Below are 15280 nucleotides of genomic sequence, written 5' to 3' on the forward strand. Positions count from 1 at the left end.
CGGGCGCCCCGGGCGTCACGGACGTCTCGGGCTGCGCGGATGTCCTTGCTCCAGTCATGGCCCCAGTATCCGAAGCCCTTGGGTCGGACGCAAGAAAGTTGCTTGACGGAAAGTAGCTTAGGGGTAAGCTACTTCTTGCCAAGCAACCTTCCCGGCCTGGTCGCCCGCCCCGCCGCCTCGTCATCCCGGAGCCCAGCATGCGTACGTTCCGCCGCCGTACCCGCACCCCGCGCATAGCCGGGGAACGCCGCATGCTCCTCGCCATGGCGGTCGACGCGACCGGCTCCGGAATGTATGTGCCGTTCAGCCTCGTCTTCTTCCGGCACGTCACCGGACTGCCCTTCGCCACCGTCGGCCTCGTGCTCACCGCCGTGGGGCTGCTGGGCCTCGGCGCGCTGCCGCTGGCCGGAGCCGCCGTCGACCGGTACGGGGCACACCGGGTGCAGCTCTTCCTGTACGGGGTGCGGGGCACGGGCTTCCTCCTCTACCCCTTCGCCCACTCGCTGCCCGCCTTCGCCGCCGTCGCCCTGGCCACCGCCTTCGGTGACCGTGCCTTCCCCGCCGTACAGCAGTCGCTGATCGGTGAGGTCGCCCGGGGCGCCGACCGGGACCGGCTCCAGGCCTCCTCGCGCGCCCTGCGCAACGGCGGGCTCGGCGCGGGCGCGCTCATCGCCTCGCTGATCGTCGCCCTCGCGGGGGACGCGGGCTTCACGGCGGCGGCGTGGTTGAACGCGGCCAGCTTCGCGTTCGCGGCCCTCCTGATGCGGGCCGTCCGCACCGAGCGGCAGGCCCCCGCCGAAGGCGCGGCCCGCCCGACCGCCGGCTACCGCCAGGTCTTCACCGACCGCCCCTTCCTCGCCCTCACCGGCGCCAACTTCCTCAACGCGCTGGGGTATTCGGCCCTGTCCGTCCTGTTCCCGCTCTACATCAGCACCTGGCTGCACGGCCCCCAGGCCATCACCGGCGCCGCGTTCACGCTCAACACCGTGATGTGTGCGGCGGGCGGGGTCGTGGTCGCCGCCCGGGTCCGGGGGCGCGGGGCCCGCCGTACCCGCTCCGCGGCCCTCGGCTCGCTGCTCTTCGCCTCCGCCTTCGCCGCGCAGGTCGTGCTCGGTACGGTCCGGCCCGGCTCGGGGCTCGTCCTCGGCGGTGCGCTGCTCGTGATCGTCGTGCTCTACACGCTGGGCGAACTCGTCCACAGCCCCTCCGCCGGGGCGCTGTCGGTGGCGGCCGCGCCCGAGGCGGTGCGGGGACGCTACCTGGCGGCCTACCAGCTGTCCTGGTCGCTCGCCTCGGCCGTCGCGCCCTCGTTCTTCACGGCGCTGATCGCGGTGGACGGGCGGTTGCCCTGGGCGGTGCTCGTCGGTACGTCCGTGCTGGCGGCGGGGGTCGTGGTGCGGCTGGAGCGGGTGCTGCCGGGAGGCGCGGTGCGGGTCGCTGCGCGGGGGAGGGCGGCGGGGGCGGTGCTGGTGGCCGCGCGCTGAGTCCTTCGCCACTGCGCCCCTCGCCGAGACCCCCACGGGGCTACCGGCGGGTGCGGGCCGGTCGTCCCGGGGCTCCGCCCCGCACCCCGCTCCTCAGACTCCCCAACACACGAGTCGGACTCCCCAACACACGAGAGGCCACCCCATGAACCGCAGCCGTCTCACCACCGTCGCCTTCACCGCGCTCGCGCCCGCCTCCTGGGGGTCCACGTACTTCGTCACCACCCAATTCCTGCCCGCCGACCGGCCGTTGTTCACCGGCATGATGCGGGCGCTGCCAGCCGGGCTCGCTCTGCTCGCGCTGACCAGACGGCTGCCCAGCGGCGCCTGGTGGTGGAAGTCGGCGGTGCTCGGCGCGCTCAACATCGGGGCGTTCTTCCCGCTGCTCTTCCTCTCCGCGTACCGGCTGCCCGGCGGCATGGCCGCGGTCATCGGGTCGGTCGGCCCGCTCTGGGTGGCGGGGCTCGCCGCCGTCTTCCTCGGTGAGAAGCCCACCGCGCGCACGCTGCTCACCGGCATCGCCGCGGCCCTCGGCGTGAGCCTCGTGGTCCTCCAAGCGGCCGGGGCCTTCGACGCGATCGGGGTGATCGCCGCGCTGGGGTCCTCCGCCTCGATGTCCGCGGGGACCGTGTTCACCAAGCGGTGGGGGCGCCCCGAGGGAGTCGGGCCGCTCGCCCTGACCGGCTGGCAACTCACCGCGGGCGGGCTGCTCATCGCGCCGGTCGCCTTCTTCGCGGAGGGGGCGCCGCCCGCCCTCGACGGGCGCAACCTCGCCGGGTACGCCTACCTCGCCCTGGTGAACACGGCCGTCGCGTACTGGCTCTGGTTCCGCGGCATCGGCCGGATGACCGCGACCTCGGTTACCTTCCTCGGCCCGCTCTCCCCGATCACCGCCGCCGTCATCGGCTGGGTGGCGCTCGGCCAGTCGCTCGCTTGGGTGCAGCTGCTCGGGATGGCCATCGCCTTTGGCGCCACGCTCGCCGGACAGGCCGCCCCGAAGAAGCCGACAGTGGCCGCAGGGCGCGCACCATCATTCAGTTCTGCTAAAGATAATGAGCTGGAACTTTCGATGGACGCGATGGGTTCTGCGGTGCGACGGTAGGGCACATCCCGCCCCGCCGCCCCGAAACGGAGTCATCGTGACCGTCCTGGACCGAGTCAGCAGCACACCGCGCGCCACCGCGGCCAAGAGGGCGGGGCAGGCCTCCGGGCTCGGCCTCGTGCTCGCGGCCGTCGCGACGGTCGTCTGGTCCGGGAGCTTCGTCGCCTCCCGGGCCCTGCACGACTCGGTGCCGCCGGTGCAGGCCGCCTTCTGGCGCTGGCTGATCGCGATCGCCGCGGTCGCCCCCCTCGCCGCCCGTGAGGCCTGGCGCCAACGCGCCCTGATCCGCCGCCACTTGGGGTTCCTCACGGTGGCCTCGCTGCTCGGCATCACCGTGTACAACACCCTCGTCAACCAGGCCGGAACCTCCACCACGGCCGGCAACATGGGCATGATCATGGCCGCCTCGCCGGTCCTGATGGCCGTCCACGAACGGCTCACCGGCGCCCGGCTCGGTGCGCGCCGCACCGTGGGACTGCTCATCGCCTGCGCCGGAGTGCTCCTCCTGGTCAGCAAGGGCTCGCTCGATCTCGCCCTCGCCCCCGGCGATCTCTGGATGGTCGCGGCCGCCGTCAGCTTCGCCTCGTACAGCGTGCTGCTGCGGCGCCGCCCTGCCGAACTCGGCGGACTCGCCTTCCTGTTCACCACCTTCGTACTCGGCGCGCTCATGCTGGCTCCCGCGTACGGAGCGAGCCTCGCGGTCCAGGGCGGCTTCGCCGCGACGCCCGCGACGGTCGGCCCGCTCGTCTACGTCGGCGTGCTGTCCTCCGCCGTCGCCTTCTTCGCCTGGAACAAGGCGATCTCCCTGATCGGCGCCGCCCGCGCCGGAGTCGTCTACTACCTCCAGCCCGTCTGTGTGGCCCTGCTCTCCTTCGCCCTGCTCGGTGAGGCGACCGGCCCGATGCAGCTGGTGTGCATGGCGCTGATCCTCGGCGGTGTCGTCCTCGGATCGCGCAGGTGAACGGCCCCCTCGGGGGCGCCGGTATGTTGCGTCCCATGAGCGAGTGGGACATCAAGAAGCTGTACATCCTGCGGACCCTGCGCGAGCAGGGCACCGTCACCGCGACCGCCGAGGTGCTGCTCATGACGCCCTCGGCGGTCTCGCAGCAGCTGTCCAACCTCGCCAAGCAGCTCGGCGTACCGCTGCTCGAAGCGCACGGCCGGCGGGTCCGCCTCACCGACGCCGCCCATCTCGTACTCCGCCACGCCGAAGTCGTCTTCGCCCAACTGGAGCGTGCGGACGCCGAGTTGGCGGGATACCTCAAGGGCGAGGCGGGCGAGGTGCGGATCGGGGCGTTCTCCACCGCGGTGCCCGCGCTCGTCGTACCGGCCGTACAGCAGTTGCGCCGCAGCCATCCCGCCCTTGAGGTACGGGTGCGGGAGGCGGAGGCGGCCGAGGCGTACGAGCTGCTCTCGGCCGGGTCGGTCGACCTCGCGCTCTCCCTCGCCGCGCACGCCCCGAGCGCCCGGGACCCCAAGTTCGCGCTCGTACCCCTGCTCACCGACCCGCTCGACGTGGCCCTGCCCGCGGGGCATCCGCTCGCCGCCGAACCGGGCCTCAGGCTCGCCGACCTCGCGCACGAACCGTGGATCTACGGCGGCAGCGGCCCCTGGTCCCAGATCACCACGGCGGCCTGCGAGGCGGCGGGCTTCGTACCGGAACAGGCGCACAGCGCCGCCGGGTGGACCGCGATCCTGGCCATGGTGGAGGCCGGGATGGGCGTCGCCCTGGTACCGCGGATGGCGGCGGCGGACCGCCGCGCGGGGGTGGTGACGCGGATACTCAGCGCGGACCAGCCCCGACGCCACGTGGTGGCGGCCGTGCGGCGAGGGGCGGAGGACGGCCCCGCCCTGGCCCGGGTCCTGGCGGCGCTGCGCGAGGCCGCGAACGTACGCCCCGCGGGTTAGGAAAGGCCTCAGGACGCGTGCGGCGCGGCCAGGCGGGCCAGCTCCTTTTCGGTCAGGCGCAGCCCACCCGCGGCCACGTTGTCGAGCAGGTGGTCCGGGTTCCCGGTGCCCGGGATGGCCAGCACGTGCGGGCCGCGGCTCAGCGTCCACGCGAGGCGGACCTGCGCCGCGCTCACCCCGTGCGCCCGCGCGACGGCCAGCACCTCCTCGCTGTCCGTGCCGCTCGCGCCGCCCTCGCGCCCGGCCCCCGCGATCGCGTAGAACGGCACGAACGCGATGCCCCGCTCACCACAGAGCCGCAGCATCTCCTCCTGCGCGGCGGGCGCGCCGATCCCGTACGGGTTCTGTACGCAGACCACGGGCGCGATGGCCAGCGCCTCGGCGAGGTGGCCGACTCCGACGTTGGACAGGCCCAGGTGGCGGATGAGTCCGGCCTCGCGCAGTTCGGCAAGCGCGCCGAAGCGCTCCGCGATCGAATCGGAGCCGACGATGCGCAGGTTGACCACGTCGAGGTGGTCGCGGCCGAGCTGGCGCAGGTTCTCCTCGACCTGACCGCGCAGCTCCGCGGGCGTCCTGGCGTGCGTCCCCCACTCGCCGGTGGGGACCCTGGTGGGCCCGACCTTCGTCGTGATCACGAGGTCGTCCGCGTACGGGGCGAGCGCCCGGTTGATGAGCTCGTTGGCCGAACGCAGCGGGGAGAAGTAGAACGCGGCGGTGTCGATGTGGTTCACGCCCAGCTCAACTGCCCGTCGCAGTACGGCAATTGATCGCTCCCGATCGCTCGGTACGGCGTCGGCGCGCAACGCGGCGCCCTGCTGGGGCAGGCGCATCGCGCCGAAGCCGATCCGGTTGACGGTGAGGTCGCCGAGCTGCCAGGTGCCCGCGGTGGCCGCGGTGATCGTCTGTGAGGTCATGCCGGGAGTCTGACAGGGGGCGCGGGCCGGGCCGCGAGCTGGCAGCAAACTGCCATCGGGGCCCCGGCTCCTCGCTTGTCCCTCCGCATGTCCTTTCAGTATCCCTGAAAGGACTGTGCGGAAACTTTCGATGGACGTGAGCTGTGGGGCGGGCGAGAGTCGGGGCATGACTTCCGACACCGAGACCCGCGAGAACGCGGCGGCCACACAGGACCCGCACGCCAACGACGCCGCGCCCTACGGCGGTGGCGACCCGTACGCCGACTACCGCTGCGGTGACTTCGCCTTCACCGACCTCGTCGACCTCGCCGACCGCCGGCTCGGCGCCGGAGTCATCGCCGCCAACGACGAGTTCTTCGCCGAGCGCGAGAACCTCCTGGTCCGCGAGCGGGCCGTCTTCGACCCCGAGCACTTCGGGCACAAGGGCAAGATCATGGACGGCTGGGAGACCCGCCGTCGGCGCGGCGCGGACGCCGATCGTGATGGCGGCTTCCCCGCGCCCGAGGACCACGACTGGGCGCTGGTACGGCTCGGCGCCCCCGGCGTGATCAAGGGGATCGTGGTCGACACCGCGCACTTCCGGGGCAACTACCCGCAGCGAATATCCGTACAGGCCACGGCGGTTGAGGGCACGCCCAGCCCCGAGCAGCTGCTCGCCGAGGACGTGAAGTGGGACGAGATCGTCCCGCCGACCGCGGTGCGCGGCCACGCCGAGAACGGCTTCGAGATCACCACCGGCCGCCGCTACACCCACATCCGGCTCTGTCAGCACCCCGACGGCGGCGTCGCCCGCCTGCGCGTGCACGGCGAGGTCGTACCGGACCCGGAGTGGCTCGACACGCTGGGCACGATCGACCTCGTGGCGGTCGTCAACGGCGGTACGTACGAGGAGGCGTCCGACAAGTTCTACTCCTCGCCCACGCAGATCATCCTGCCCGGCACGTCCCGGAAGATGGACGACGGCTGGGAGAACCGGCGCCGCCGGGTCCGCGACACCAATGACTGGGTGCGGTTCCGCCTCGTCGCCCAGGGTGCGATCCGTGCCGTCGAGATCGACACGGCGTACCTGAAGGGGAACTCGGCGGGGTGGATCGCGCTGAGCGGGCGCAACGGTGAGACGGGGGAGTGGTTCGAGATCATCCCGCGCACGCGCCTACAGCCCGACACCCTGCACCGCTTCCGCCTCCCCGCGCACGCGGTGGCGACCCACGTCCGCCTGGACGCCTTCCCCGACGGCGGGGTGGCCCGCATGCGCCTGCACGGCACGCTGACGGAGCGGGGCGCGGCGGAACTGCGCCGCCGCCACACGGAGTTGACCGGCTGACCCCGGTCCCTCCCCCTCACTCCCGCCCGGCGGAACGGCTGCGCGTACGACGCCCGTCCGCCGGGCGGTCTTCATTTCCCCACCCCGCCCCTTCCCGAAAGCCTCCGGCGGGTGGGAGAGCCTGTGCGGCCCGGTGAGCACGGGGCTCCGCCCCGAACCCCGCTCCGCCGGCGCGGAGTAACTCCCTTGCATGACAGGCCGTTTGGCGGTCATTGCCCCGCATGGGGCTGTCCATCTCCGCGGGGCGCAGCGCAAGGGTGTTCGAGGCCGTCGTGAGTGGGGCGCGGCCCATGGAAAGGCCGCGCCCCACTCACTCCGCTACGCGGACGCCGCCGCGTCCGCCGTCTGGGCTCGCAGGGCGCGTTCCACTCCCGCGCGGGACTCCGAGATCAGGCGGCGCAGGGCCGCGTTCGGCTCGGCGGTGGACAGCCATGCGTCCGTCGCGTCCAGGGTTTCCTGGGAGACCAGCAGCGCCGGGTACAGGCCCACCGCGATCTGCTGGGCGATCTCGTGCGAGCGGGAATCCCACACGCCCTTGACCGCCGCGAAGAACTTCTCGGTGTAGGGGGCGAGGAGCTCGCGCTGGTCGGGCTGGACGAAGCCGCCGATCACCGCTTCCTGGACCGCGTTGGGGAGGGTGTCCGCCTCCACCACCGAGGCCCACGCCTCCGCCTTCGCCTCCGGCGTCGGCCGCGCGGCCCGTGCGGTCGCCGCGTGGCGCTCGCCCGCGGCCGTGCGGTCGCGCTCCAGCTCCGCCGCGATCTCCGCCTCGTCGAGCTCACCCGTCGCCGCGAGGCGCTCCACGAACGTCCAGCGCAGCTCGGTGTCCACGGCGAGGCCCTCGATGACCTCCGAACCCGTCAACAGGCCCTGGAGCAGGTCCAGTTGCTGCGGGGTGCGGGCGGTCGCCGCGAAGGCGCGGGCCCAGGCCAGCTGGTGGTCGCTGCCCGGCTCGGACGTGCGCAGGTGCGCCAGCGTCGCCTCGGTCCACTGGGTCAGGCCCGCGTCCCGCCACTCCGGCGCCGCGTACAGGTCGATCGCCAGCTTCACCTGGCGGTGCAGGGACTGCACCACACCGATGTCGGACTCCTTGGCGATGCCCGACAGGACCAGCGCCAGGTAGTCGCGCGTGGCGAGTTCGCCGTCGCGGGTCATGTCCCAGGCCGAGGCCCAGCACAGGGCGCGCGGCAGGGACTCGGTGAAGTCGCCCAGGTGCTCGGTGACGACCCGCAGTGACTCCTCGTCCAGGCGCACCTTGGCGTACGAGAGGTCGTCGTCGTTGAGGAGGACGACCGCCGGGCGCCGGGTGCCCTCGGGCAGCGGAACCTCGGTGCGGGCGCCGTCCACGTCCAGCTCGATCCGGTTCGTGCGGACCAGCTTGCCCGCCTCGTCCAGGTCGTAGAAGCCGATGGCGATGCGGTGCGGGCGCAGCGTCGGCTCGCCCTTCGCGCCGGTCGGCAGCGCCGGAGCCTCCTGGAGGACGGTGAAGGACGTGATGGTCCCGGCCTCGTCGACGGAGAGCTCGGGGCGCAGGATGTTGATGCCCGCCGTCTCCAGCCACGCCGTCGACCAGGTCCTCAGGTCGCGGCCCGACGTCTTCTCCAGCGCGCCCAGCAGATCGGACAGGCGCGTGTTGCCGAACGCGTGCGCCTTGAAGTAGGCCTGCACGCCCTGGAAGAACGCGTCCATGCCGACGTACGCGACCAGCTGCTTCAGCACCGACGCGCCCTTGGCGTACGTGATGCCGTCGAAGTTGACCAGGACGTCGTCCAGGTCGCGGATGTCCGCCATGATCGGGTGCGTGGAGGGAAGCTGGTCCTGCCGGTAGGCCCACGTCTTCATCGAGTTGGCGAACGTGGTCCACGAGTGCGGCCACTTCGAACCCTCGGCGTACGCCTGGCAGGCGATCGAGGTGTAGGTGGCGAACGACTCGTTCAGCCAGAGGTCGTTCCACCACTCCATCGTCACCAGGTCGCCGAACCACATGTGGGCGAGCTCGTGCAGGATGGTCTCGGCACGCACCTCGTAGGCGGCGTCCGTCACCTTGGAGCGGAAGACGTACTGGTCGCGGATGGTGACCGCGCCCGCGTTCTCCATCGCGCCCGCGTTGAACTCCGGCACGAAGAGCTGGTCGTACTTGGCGAACGGGTAGGCGTAGTCGAACTTCTCCTGGAACCAGTCGAAGCCCTGCCGGGTCACGTCGAAGATCGCGTCCGAATCCAGGAACTCGGCGAGCGAGGGGCGGCAGTAGATGCCGAGCGGGACGCTCTGCCCGTCCTTCTCGTAGCTGCTGTGCACCGAGTGGTACGGGCCCACGATCAGCGCGGTGATGTACGAGGAGATGCGCGGCGTCGGCTCGAACACCCAGAGGTCGTCCTTGGGCTCCGGGGTCGGCGAGTTGGAGATCACCGACCAGCCGGTCGGAGCCTTCACGGTGAACTGGAAGGCCGCCTTCAGGTCCGGCTGTTCGAACGAGGCGAAGACGCGGCGCGCGTCCGGCACCTCGAACTGCGTGTAGAGATAGGCCTGTTGGTCCACCGGGTCCACGAAACGGTGCAGGCCCTCACCGGTGTTGGTGTACGCGCAGTCCGCGATCACCGTGAGTTCGTTCGGGCCCGCTTCGAGCCCGGTCAGGGCGATCCGCGAGTCGGCGAACACGGCGGCCGCGTCCAGCGCGGTCCCGTTCAGGACGACCTCGTGCACGGTCGGTGCCACCAGGTCGATGAAGGTCTCCGCGCCGGCCTCGGCGGAATCGAAGCGCACGGTGGTGACGGACCGGAAGGTCCCTCCCTCCTGCGCGCCGCTCAGGTCGAGCTCGATCGCGTACGAGTCAACGGTGAGCAGGGCGGCCCGCCGCTGCGCCTCTTCACGGGTCAGATTCGTGCCAGGCACCCGGTCATCTCCTTCAGATGCTTTGAGTTCCATCAGATCGTGACGATCCGGCCATCCTTTCACGCAGGATGCGCGCAGCGCGATGTCCGTTTTCCGCCGGAGAACGGGCCCCCGCGCGCCCACGCTGGTTGCCATGACGACCTACACCGCACGCCCCATCGAGCCCCTCGTACTGAAGCAGTTGCGCGACACCGACGACGCCGGGCGGCCCTGCGTCCCGTACATCGACCACGAGGGCGGTGACCCGCTGCGGTGCTGCCTGCGGCCCATAGCGCCGGGGGAGCGGGTCGCCCTCGTCTCGTACGCCCCGCTGCGGCGCTGGGCCGAGGAGACGTCGGCCAAGCCCGGCGCCTACGACGAGCAGGGGCCGGTCTTCATCCACGCCGACGAGTGCGCGGGCCCCTCCGGGGAGGGCGACGACTACCCCTTCACGCGGCCGGGGGCGATCCGGGTTCTGCGGCGCTACAGCCGCGCCGGGCACATCCTCGGAGGCCGGCTCCTCGAATTCCCCGAGGCCGCGGCGGAGGGCTTCGACGCCGCCCTCGACGATGCCTTCTCCGACCCGGAGGTCGCCCTTGTCCACGTGCGGGCAGTGGAGTACGGCTGCTTCCAGTTCGAGGTGCGCAAGCCCTGATGTTCGGCTGCGGACCGTGCGTGGCCGGTCGCGCGGTTCCCCGCGCCCCTTGCGGGGCGCAGCCCCCAGGGCGCGGGGAACCGCGTCGGCAACCGACGACGGCGCGCAGCCAGCGACTGAAGGGTGCTCAGCCCTTCAGCTCGGCGGCAACCAGCTCGGCGATCTGGACGGCGTTCAGCGCGGCGCCCTTGCGGAGGTTGTCGTTGGACATGAACAGCGCGAGGCCGTTCTCCACGGTCTCGTCGACCCGGATGCGGCCCACGTACGAGGCGTCCTTGCCCGCCGCCTGGAGCGGGGTCGGGATCTCCGAGAGCTCGACGCCCGGGGCGTTGCCCAGCAGCTCGTAGGCGCGCTGCACACTGATCGGGCGCTCGAAGCGGGCGTTGACCTGGAGCGAGTGGCCCGAGAAGACCGGGACGCGGACGCACGTGCCGGAGACCTTCAGCTCCGGGATCTCCAGGATCTTGCGGGACTCGTTGCGGAGCTTCTGCTCCTCGTCGGTCTCGAAGGAGCCGTCGTCCACGATGCTGCCCGCGAGGGGGAGCACGTTGAAGGCGATGGGGCGCTTGTAGACGCCGGGCTCGGGGAACTCGACCGCGCCGCCGTCGAAGGTCAGCTGGTCGGCGGTCTCGGTGACCTTGCGGGCCTGGGTGTGCAGCTCGGCGACGCCCGCCAGGCCCGAGCCGGAGACGGCCTGGTAGGTGGTGGCGACCATCGCGGTCAGGCCGGCCTCCTCGTGGAGGGGACGCAGCACCGGCATCGCGGCCATCGTGGTGCAGTTCGGGTTGGCGATGATCCCCTTGGGGCGATCCTTGATCGCGTGCGGGTTGACCTCGGAGACCACCAGCGGGACCTCGGGGTGGCCACGCCAGGCGGAGGAGTTGTCGATCACGACGGGGCCCTGGGAGGCGACCTTCTCGGCCAGGGCGCGCGAGGTGGCGCCGCCCGCCGAGAACAGCACGATGTCCAGGCCCGTGTAGTCGGCGGTGGACGCGTCCTCGACGGTCACGCCGTCCAGGACGGTGCCCGCGGAGCGCGCGGAGGCGAACAGGCGCAGCTCGTCGAGCGGGAAGGCCCGCTCGGCGAGGATCTTGCGCATGACCGATCCGACCTGCCCGGTGGCTCCGACGATTCCGACCCTCACGGTGACTCCTTAGTGCACATGTACGGCTCCGGCGCACCCATGATGCGTCGGCTCCCGGCGGACTTGTCCAATCCATTGTCCGGGGTGTGGGACGGCTGCCCACTTGTGGCAAGACCATGGCATCCGTGTTGCGTCCGGCCCGAAATGCCCCATGGGGCCGTTTTTGCTGGCTACGGTCCCGGAAACCCGGCCGATCACCGGCCGCGCCGCACCGTGCCCCGGAGGATTTCCCGTCCGCCGTGACCCGAGTTCGCCGACGCCCTGACCCCGGACAGCGAAGAGCGGGGCGGGTGCTCGCGATGAGCGCCCGCCCCGCCGTATCGCCCGCGCGGTGTTACTGCGTGACCTTCTCGATGATCACGCTGCCGGTGCCCGCGGCCGTGCCGCGCTCGTTCACCAGCTGCACGGTGCCGAAGAACTGGCGCCCCTCGGGCGCCGCGGCCGCCGCGACGACATCCGCCGTCACCTGCGCGGACGCACCGCCCGCGAGCTTCACGGACGCGTTCTCATCGACCTTCACGGTGCCGAGCGAGGGCGCGAAGTACACGTCCTTGTAGGCGTACGTCGTCGAGCCGGACGGGACCGCGTAGCCCGCCACCTGGATCGTGTACGTGCCCGCGGCCGGCTTGACCAGGCTGACCGACTCGTCCGAGCTGCTGGTCGTGGACTTGCCGACGGTCTTGCCGCTCTGGTCCAGGACGTACAGGTCGAGGTCGGCGCCCGGGTCGGACGTGCCGCCGATCGAGACGTCCAGGCGCTCCACACCGGCGCCGATGGTGACCGTACTGGTCTGCGTCTCACCGGGCTTGATGGTCGGCGTGGCGACCTTCGCGGAGCCCAGCGAGCCGCCCTTCAGCTTCCCGTCGAGAGCGGCGAAGCCGTTGGCGACGGTCCACTTGACGGGGGCCGCGGTGGAGACCTTGGCCTCCGGCACCGTCTGAGTGGCCGGGTCGAAGGTGACGCCGAGCACCGAGACGTCCAGCTTGAAGGAGTTGTCCAGGTACGGCGACGTACGCCGCGCCTCGACCTCGATCTCCCAGACGCCGGCCTGCGGGTTCGCGTACGAGCGCAGGTCCGGGCGGCAGGTGTTGGCTGGGTTGTCGTAGTTCGGGTAGCAGCTCGGCGTCGCGGTGGTGTCGAGGGCCACACCGTAGGGGTGGATCGAGATGAAGCGGGTCTGGCTGCCGGAGCGCAGCGCGCCCATGCGGACTTCCAGGTTCTTCGCGCCCGCCGGGACGGTCAGGAAGTACGACTTGGTGGAGTTGCGCTGCACCGTCGAGGAGGCCGTGAAGGTGTAGCCGGGCCCGGCGACCGGGGTCGCGACGATGACCGTGGCCATGATCTGCTGGTCGACGCCGACCGTCTTGGGGTCGTCGACCTGGAGGATCGCGCTGTGCACGCCGCCGGACCTGGGCTGCGCCTGCACCTTGACGGTGACGGCCTTGCCGAGCGGCAGGCTCACCTCGTCGCCGCCCAGCACCTTGAACGTGCCGTCGTCGTTCTTGAACGACAGCTTGTGCCGGACGTTCTGGTCCGGGCCAGTGGTGCGGGTGACGGTGACGTCGTACGTCTTCTTCTGTCCGGTCTTCAGGCCGCTCTCGCGGTCGTAGATGCCGGTGCCGACGTTCGGCGTCTTCAGTGCGGAGCCGAGCACGCTGGAGACCGGGGCCGTGACCGTGTACTCGTGGGCCGGAGCCCGCTTCTTCGCGGACTGCTTGATCGCGTCCCAGGCGCCCACGATGTTGATGAGGCCGGCGCCCTCCTGGTAGGCCTGAACGCCCTTGATGTGCTTGGCCGTTGAGGTGAGCGCGGTGCGCAGGTCGGCCGGCGGCAGGTCGATGCCCTGCTCCTTGGCGGCGGACAGCAGCAGCGCCGAGGCGCCGGCGGCCTGCGGGGAGGCCATCGAGGTGCCCTGGAGCATCGAGTAGCCGGCCGGCAGGGCGTAGCCCGCCTCCTTGACCGGGCTGCCGGGCAGCCAGGTCTGGGTGGAGTTGATGGCCGCGCCGGGGGCGGTGAGGGTCGGCGTGAAGCCGCCGTCCTCACGCGGGCCGCGCGAGGAGAACGGCATCATCTGGTAGTCCGTGGACACCCCGGAGCCGTAGTTGGCGGCCCAGGTCTCCTTGGAGATGCTCGCCCCGACGGAGATGACGTGGTCGGCGAGGCCGGGGTCACCGATGGTGTTGACGCCCGGCCCGTCGTTGCCGGCCGAGATGACCAGCTGGACGCCGTAGGTGTCGATGAGGCGCTTGTAGAGCTCGGCGCGCGCGTTGTTGCCGTCGTTGAGCGCGGGCAGGCCGCCGATCGACATGTTGACGATGTCGACGTGGCGGTTGGTGACCAGGTCGATCATGCCCTCGGTCAGCGCGATGTTGGTACAGCCGCCGTCCCAGTTGCAGGCGCGCGAGGAGACGATCTTCGCGCCGGGCGCGGCCCCGCTCATCTTGCCGCCGAACAGGCCGTTGGCGGAGGTGATGCCCGCGACGTGGGTGCCGTGCTCGGACTCGATCACGCCGATGTTGACGTAGTCGGAGGTGTGTCCGGCCGCGTCGTACGCCACGTTCTTGCGTATCTCGACGGTGAACGGGATGCGCTTGTCGGCGCCCGTGATCGGGTCCGTCTTGTTCTCGCCGAAGTAGCCGACCTGAAAGCCGTCCTTGTACGGCTTCATCGGCTCGTCGTCCGAGAAGTCGTGGTTGTTGTTCAGGTCCACACGGACGGTCTGGGCGACCGGGTCGTAGAGGACGCCCCAGCTGTCGGTGGTGTCGCCGTCCCGGTTGAGGTCACCGGCCGCGTCGCCGCCCGCGGTGGCCTTCTCCGAGAAGGTGGCGAAGTCGTACGACCCCGCCGGGGCCGTCCACGTTTTGCCGCCGGCGGTGAACGTGGGCCCGGACACCGCCGAGTTGGCGCGTAGCCAGGTGCCGTCGTTGTCCTGCACCGGATCGGTCGAGGTGACCCAGTCGACGATCTTGCGCTCGCCGGTGGTGGTCTTCTGGAGCGCCGGGTGACCGATGTCGACACCCGAGTCCAGGATGCCGATGGTGACCCCGCGGCCGTCCGCCTGGGGGTGCTGCTTCACGAAGTCGACCGCGCCCGTCTCGAAGTTCGGGTTGTACGGGTTCTTCGCGGGCGTGTCCTTGCCGGGTGCCGGGTAGCTGCCCGAAGTACGCAGCCGCGGTGCGGACTTCGAGGTATCGCCCGAGGGGGTCGGGTCGTCCAGCTGGATGTCCTGCTTGAGGTCGATGCCGTGCACCGAGGGCAGCTTCGCGGCCGCCTTGAGCGCCGCCTCGGCCCGTGCCATGGGCAGCGTGGCCCGCACGTAGCCGAGCTTGTCGTCCTGCTTGCCCACGGTCGCCCCCGCGACCGCGCCGAACTGCTTGCTGACGTCGGAGGTGGCGCCGGGCTGGGTGGCCACCATCACGGTGACCGTCTTGTCGCCCTTGGCCTGTGCCTCGGCGAGCTGCTGCTCGTCGGCCTTGCCGAGCTTGTCCTCGGCGGTCTTGGCCGGAGCGGTCTTCACCGGCGGCGCGGCCGACGGGCCGTCGCCGCCTCGCGCGGCGAAGGCCGGTGCGGCGCCCGCCGTGACGAGCGCGGTCACCAGACCGGCCGCGGCGGCTATTCGGGCCGTGCGTCTCGCCCCGGGTATGGAGCGCGGGGAGTCAGTGGTCATTCAGCATCCCTGGTATGTGGGTAAGGATCCGGCGGTGCGAAGTCGGTTCGCATTTCGGTGCCGGATGACCGCTGAGCATGGCCTATGTATCAGTTGTTTGTGGAGAGTTGACCGTTACGTGATGTGAACATGGCGTATTCCCGCCACCGCGCCCCACCCGCCACGGGGCGCGCGCCGGATCGTCGCGTCGGAACCCCGCGCCCGCGCGCCG

10 protein-coding genes are annotated in these 15280 nt (G+C 71.4%); 6 read left to right on the top strand and 4 right to left on the bottom strand.

Going from position 1 to position 15280, the window contains the following annotated elements; all coding sequences use genetic code 11:
* Positions 1-197 precede the first annotated feature (197 nt).
* The 4 genes from OG522_RS24480 to OG522_RS24495 all read left to right on the top strand — a co-directional run bounded on the left by OG522_RS24480 (position 198) and on the right by OG522_RS24495 (position 4494).
* Entirely contained in the window at positions 198-1484 is a 1287-nt protein-coding gene (locus tag OG522_RS24480) for an MFS transporter (protein ID WP_329465141.1), read from the top strand.
* Positions 1485-1629: 145 nt separating this feature from the next.
* Positions 1630-2586, top strand: a complete 957-nt coding sequence (locus OG522_RS24485) for an EamA family transporter (protein ID WP_329465142.1) — start codon at positions 1630-1632, stop codon at positions 2584-2586.
* Between the two features lie 37 nt (positions 2587-2623).
* A complete protein-coding gene (locus OG522_RS24490) occupies positions 2624-3547 on the top strand; it encodes a DMT family transporter (protein WP_443074744.1) in 924 nt (307 codons plus the stop codon).
* Between the two features lie 35 nt (positions 3548-3582).
* A complete protein-coding gene (locus OG522_RS24495) occupies positions 3583-4494 on the top strand; it encodes a LysR family transcriptional regulator (RefSeq protein WP_329465143.1) in 912 nt (303 codons plus the stop codon).
* Positions 4495-4502: 8 nt separating this feature from the next.
* On the opposite strand, the gene OG522_RS24500 is transcribed toward OG522_RS24495, so the two are convergent.
* On the bottom strand, positions 4503-5408 hold the full coding sequence (locus OG522_RS24500) for an aldo/keto reductase (protein ID WP_329465144.1): 906 nt from the start codon (positions 5406-5408) through the stop codon (positions 4503-4505).
* Positions 5409-5574: 166 nt separating this feature from the next.
* On the opposite strand from OG522_RS24500, the gene alc reads away from it, so the two are divergent.
* Entirely contained in the window at positions 5575-6732 is a 1158-nt protein-coding gene (gene alc / locus OG522_RS24505) for an allantoicase (RefSeq protein ID WP_329465145.1), read from the top strand.
* 318 nt (positions 6733-7050) lie between these two features.
* Here the strand turns inward: alc and pepN are convergent, their stop codons facing one another.
* Positions 7051-9624: an aminopeptidase N gene (pepN, locus tag OG522_RS24510; protein WP_329465146.1), complete on the bottom strand. Its 2574-nt coding sequence runs from the start codon at positions 9622-9624 to the stop codon at positions 7051-7053.
* A 133-nt stretch (positions 9625-9757) separates the two neighbouring features.
* On the opposite strand from pepN, the gene OG522_RS24515 reads away from it, so the two are divergent.
* Complete coding sequence (locus OG522_RS24515) at positions 9758-10258, top strand: DUF1203 domain-containing protein (RefSeq protein ID WP_329465147.1); 501 nt, start codon at positions 9758-9760, stop codon at positions 10256-10258.
* Positions 10259-10385: 127 nt separating this feature from the next.
* On the opposite strand, the gene OG522_RS24520 is transcribed toward OG522_RS24515, so the two are convergent.
* Together OG522_RS24520 and OG522_RS24525 are read right to left on the bottom strand one after the other, a co-directional pair.
* On the bottom strand, positions 10386-11402 hold the full coding sequence (locus OG522_RS24520) for an aspartate-semialdehyde dehydrogenase (RefSeq protein WP_329465148.1): 1017 nt from the start codon (positions 11400-11402) through the stop codon (positions 10386-10388).
* Positions 11403-11736: 334 nt separating this feature from the next.
* Positions 11737-15069, bottom strand: a complete 3333-nt coding sequence (locus OG522_RS24525; RefSeq protein WP_329465149.1) for a S8 family serine peptidase — start codon at positions 15067-15069, stop codon at positions 11737-11739.
* Positions 15070-15280: the final 211 nt, after the last annotated feature.

It is taken from the genome of Streptomyces sp. NBC_01431 (genome assembly GCF_036231355.1).
Lineage (GTDB): Bacteria > Actinomycetota > Actinomycetes > Streptomycetales > Streptomycetaceae > Streptomyces.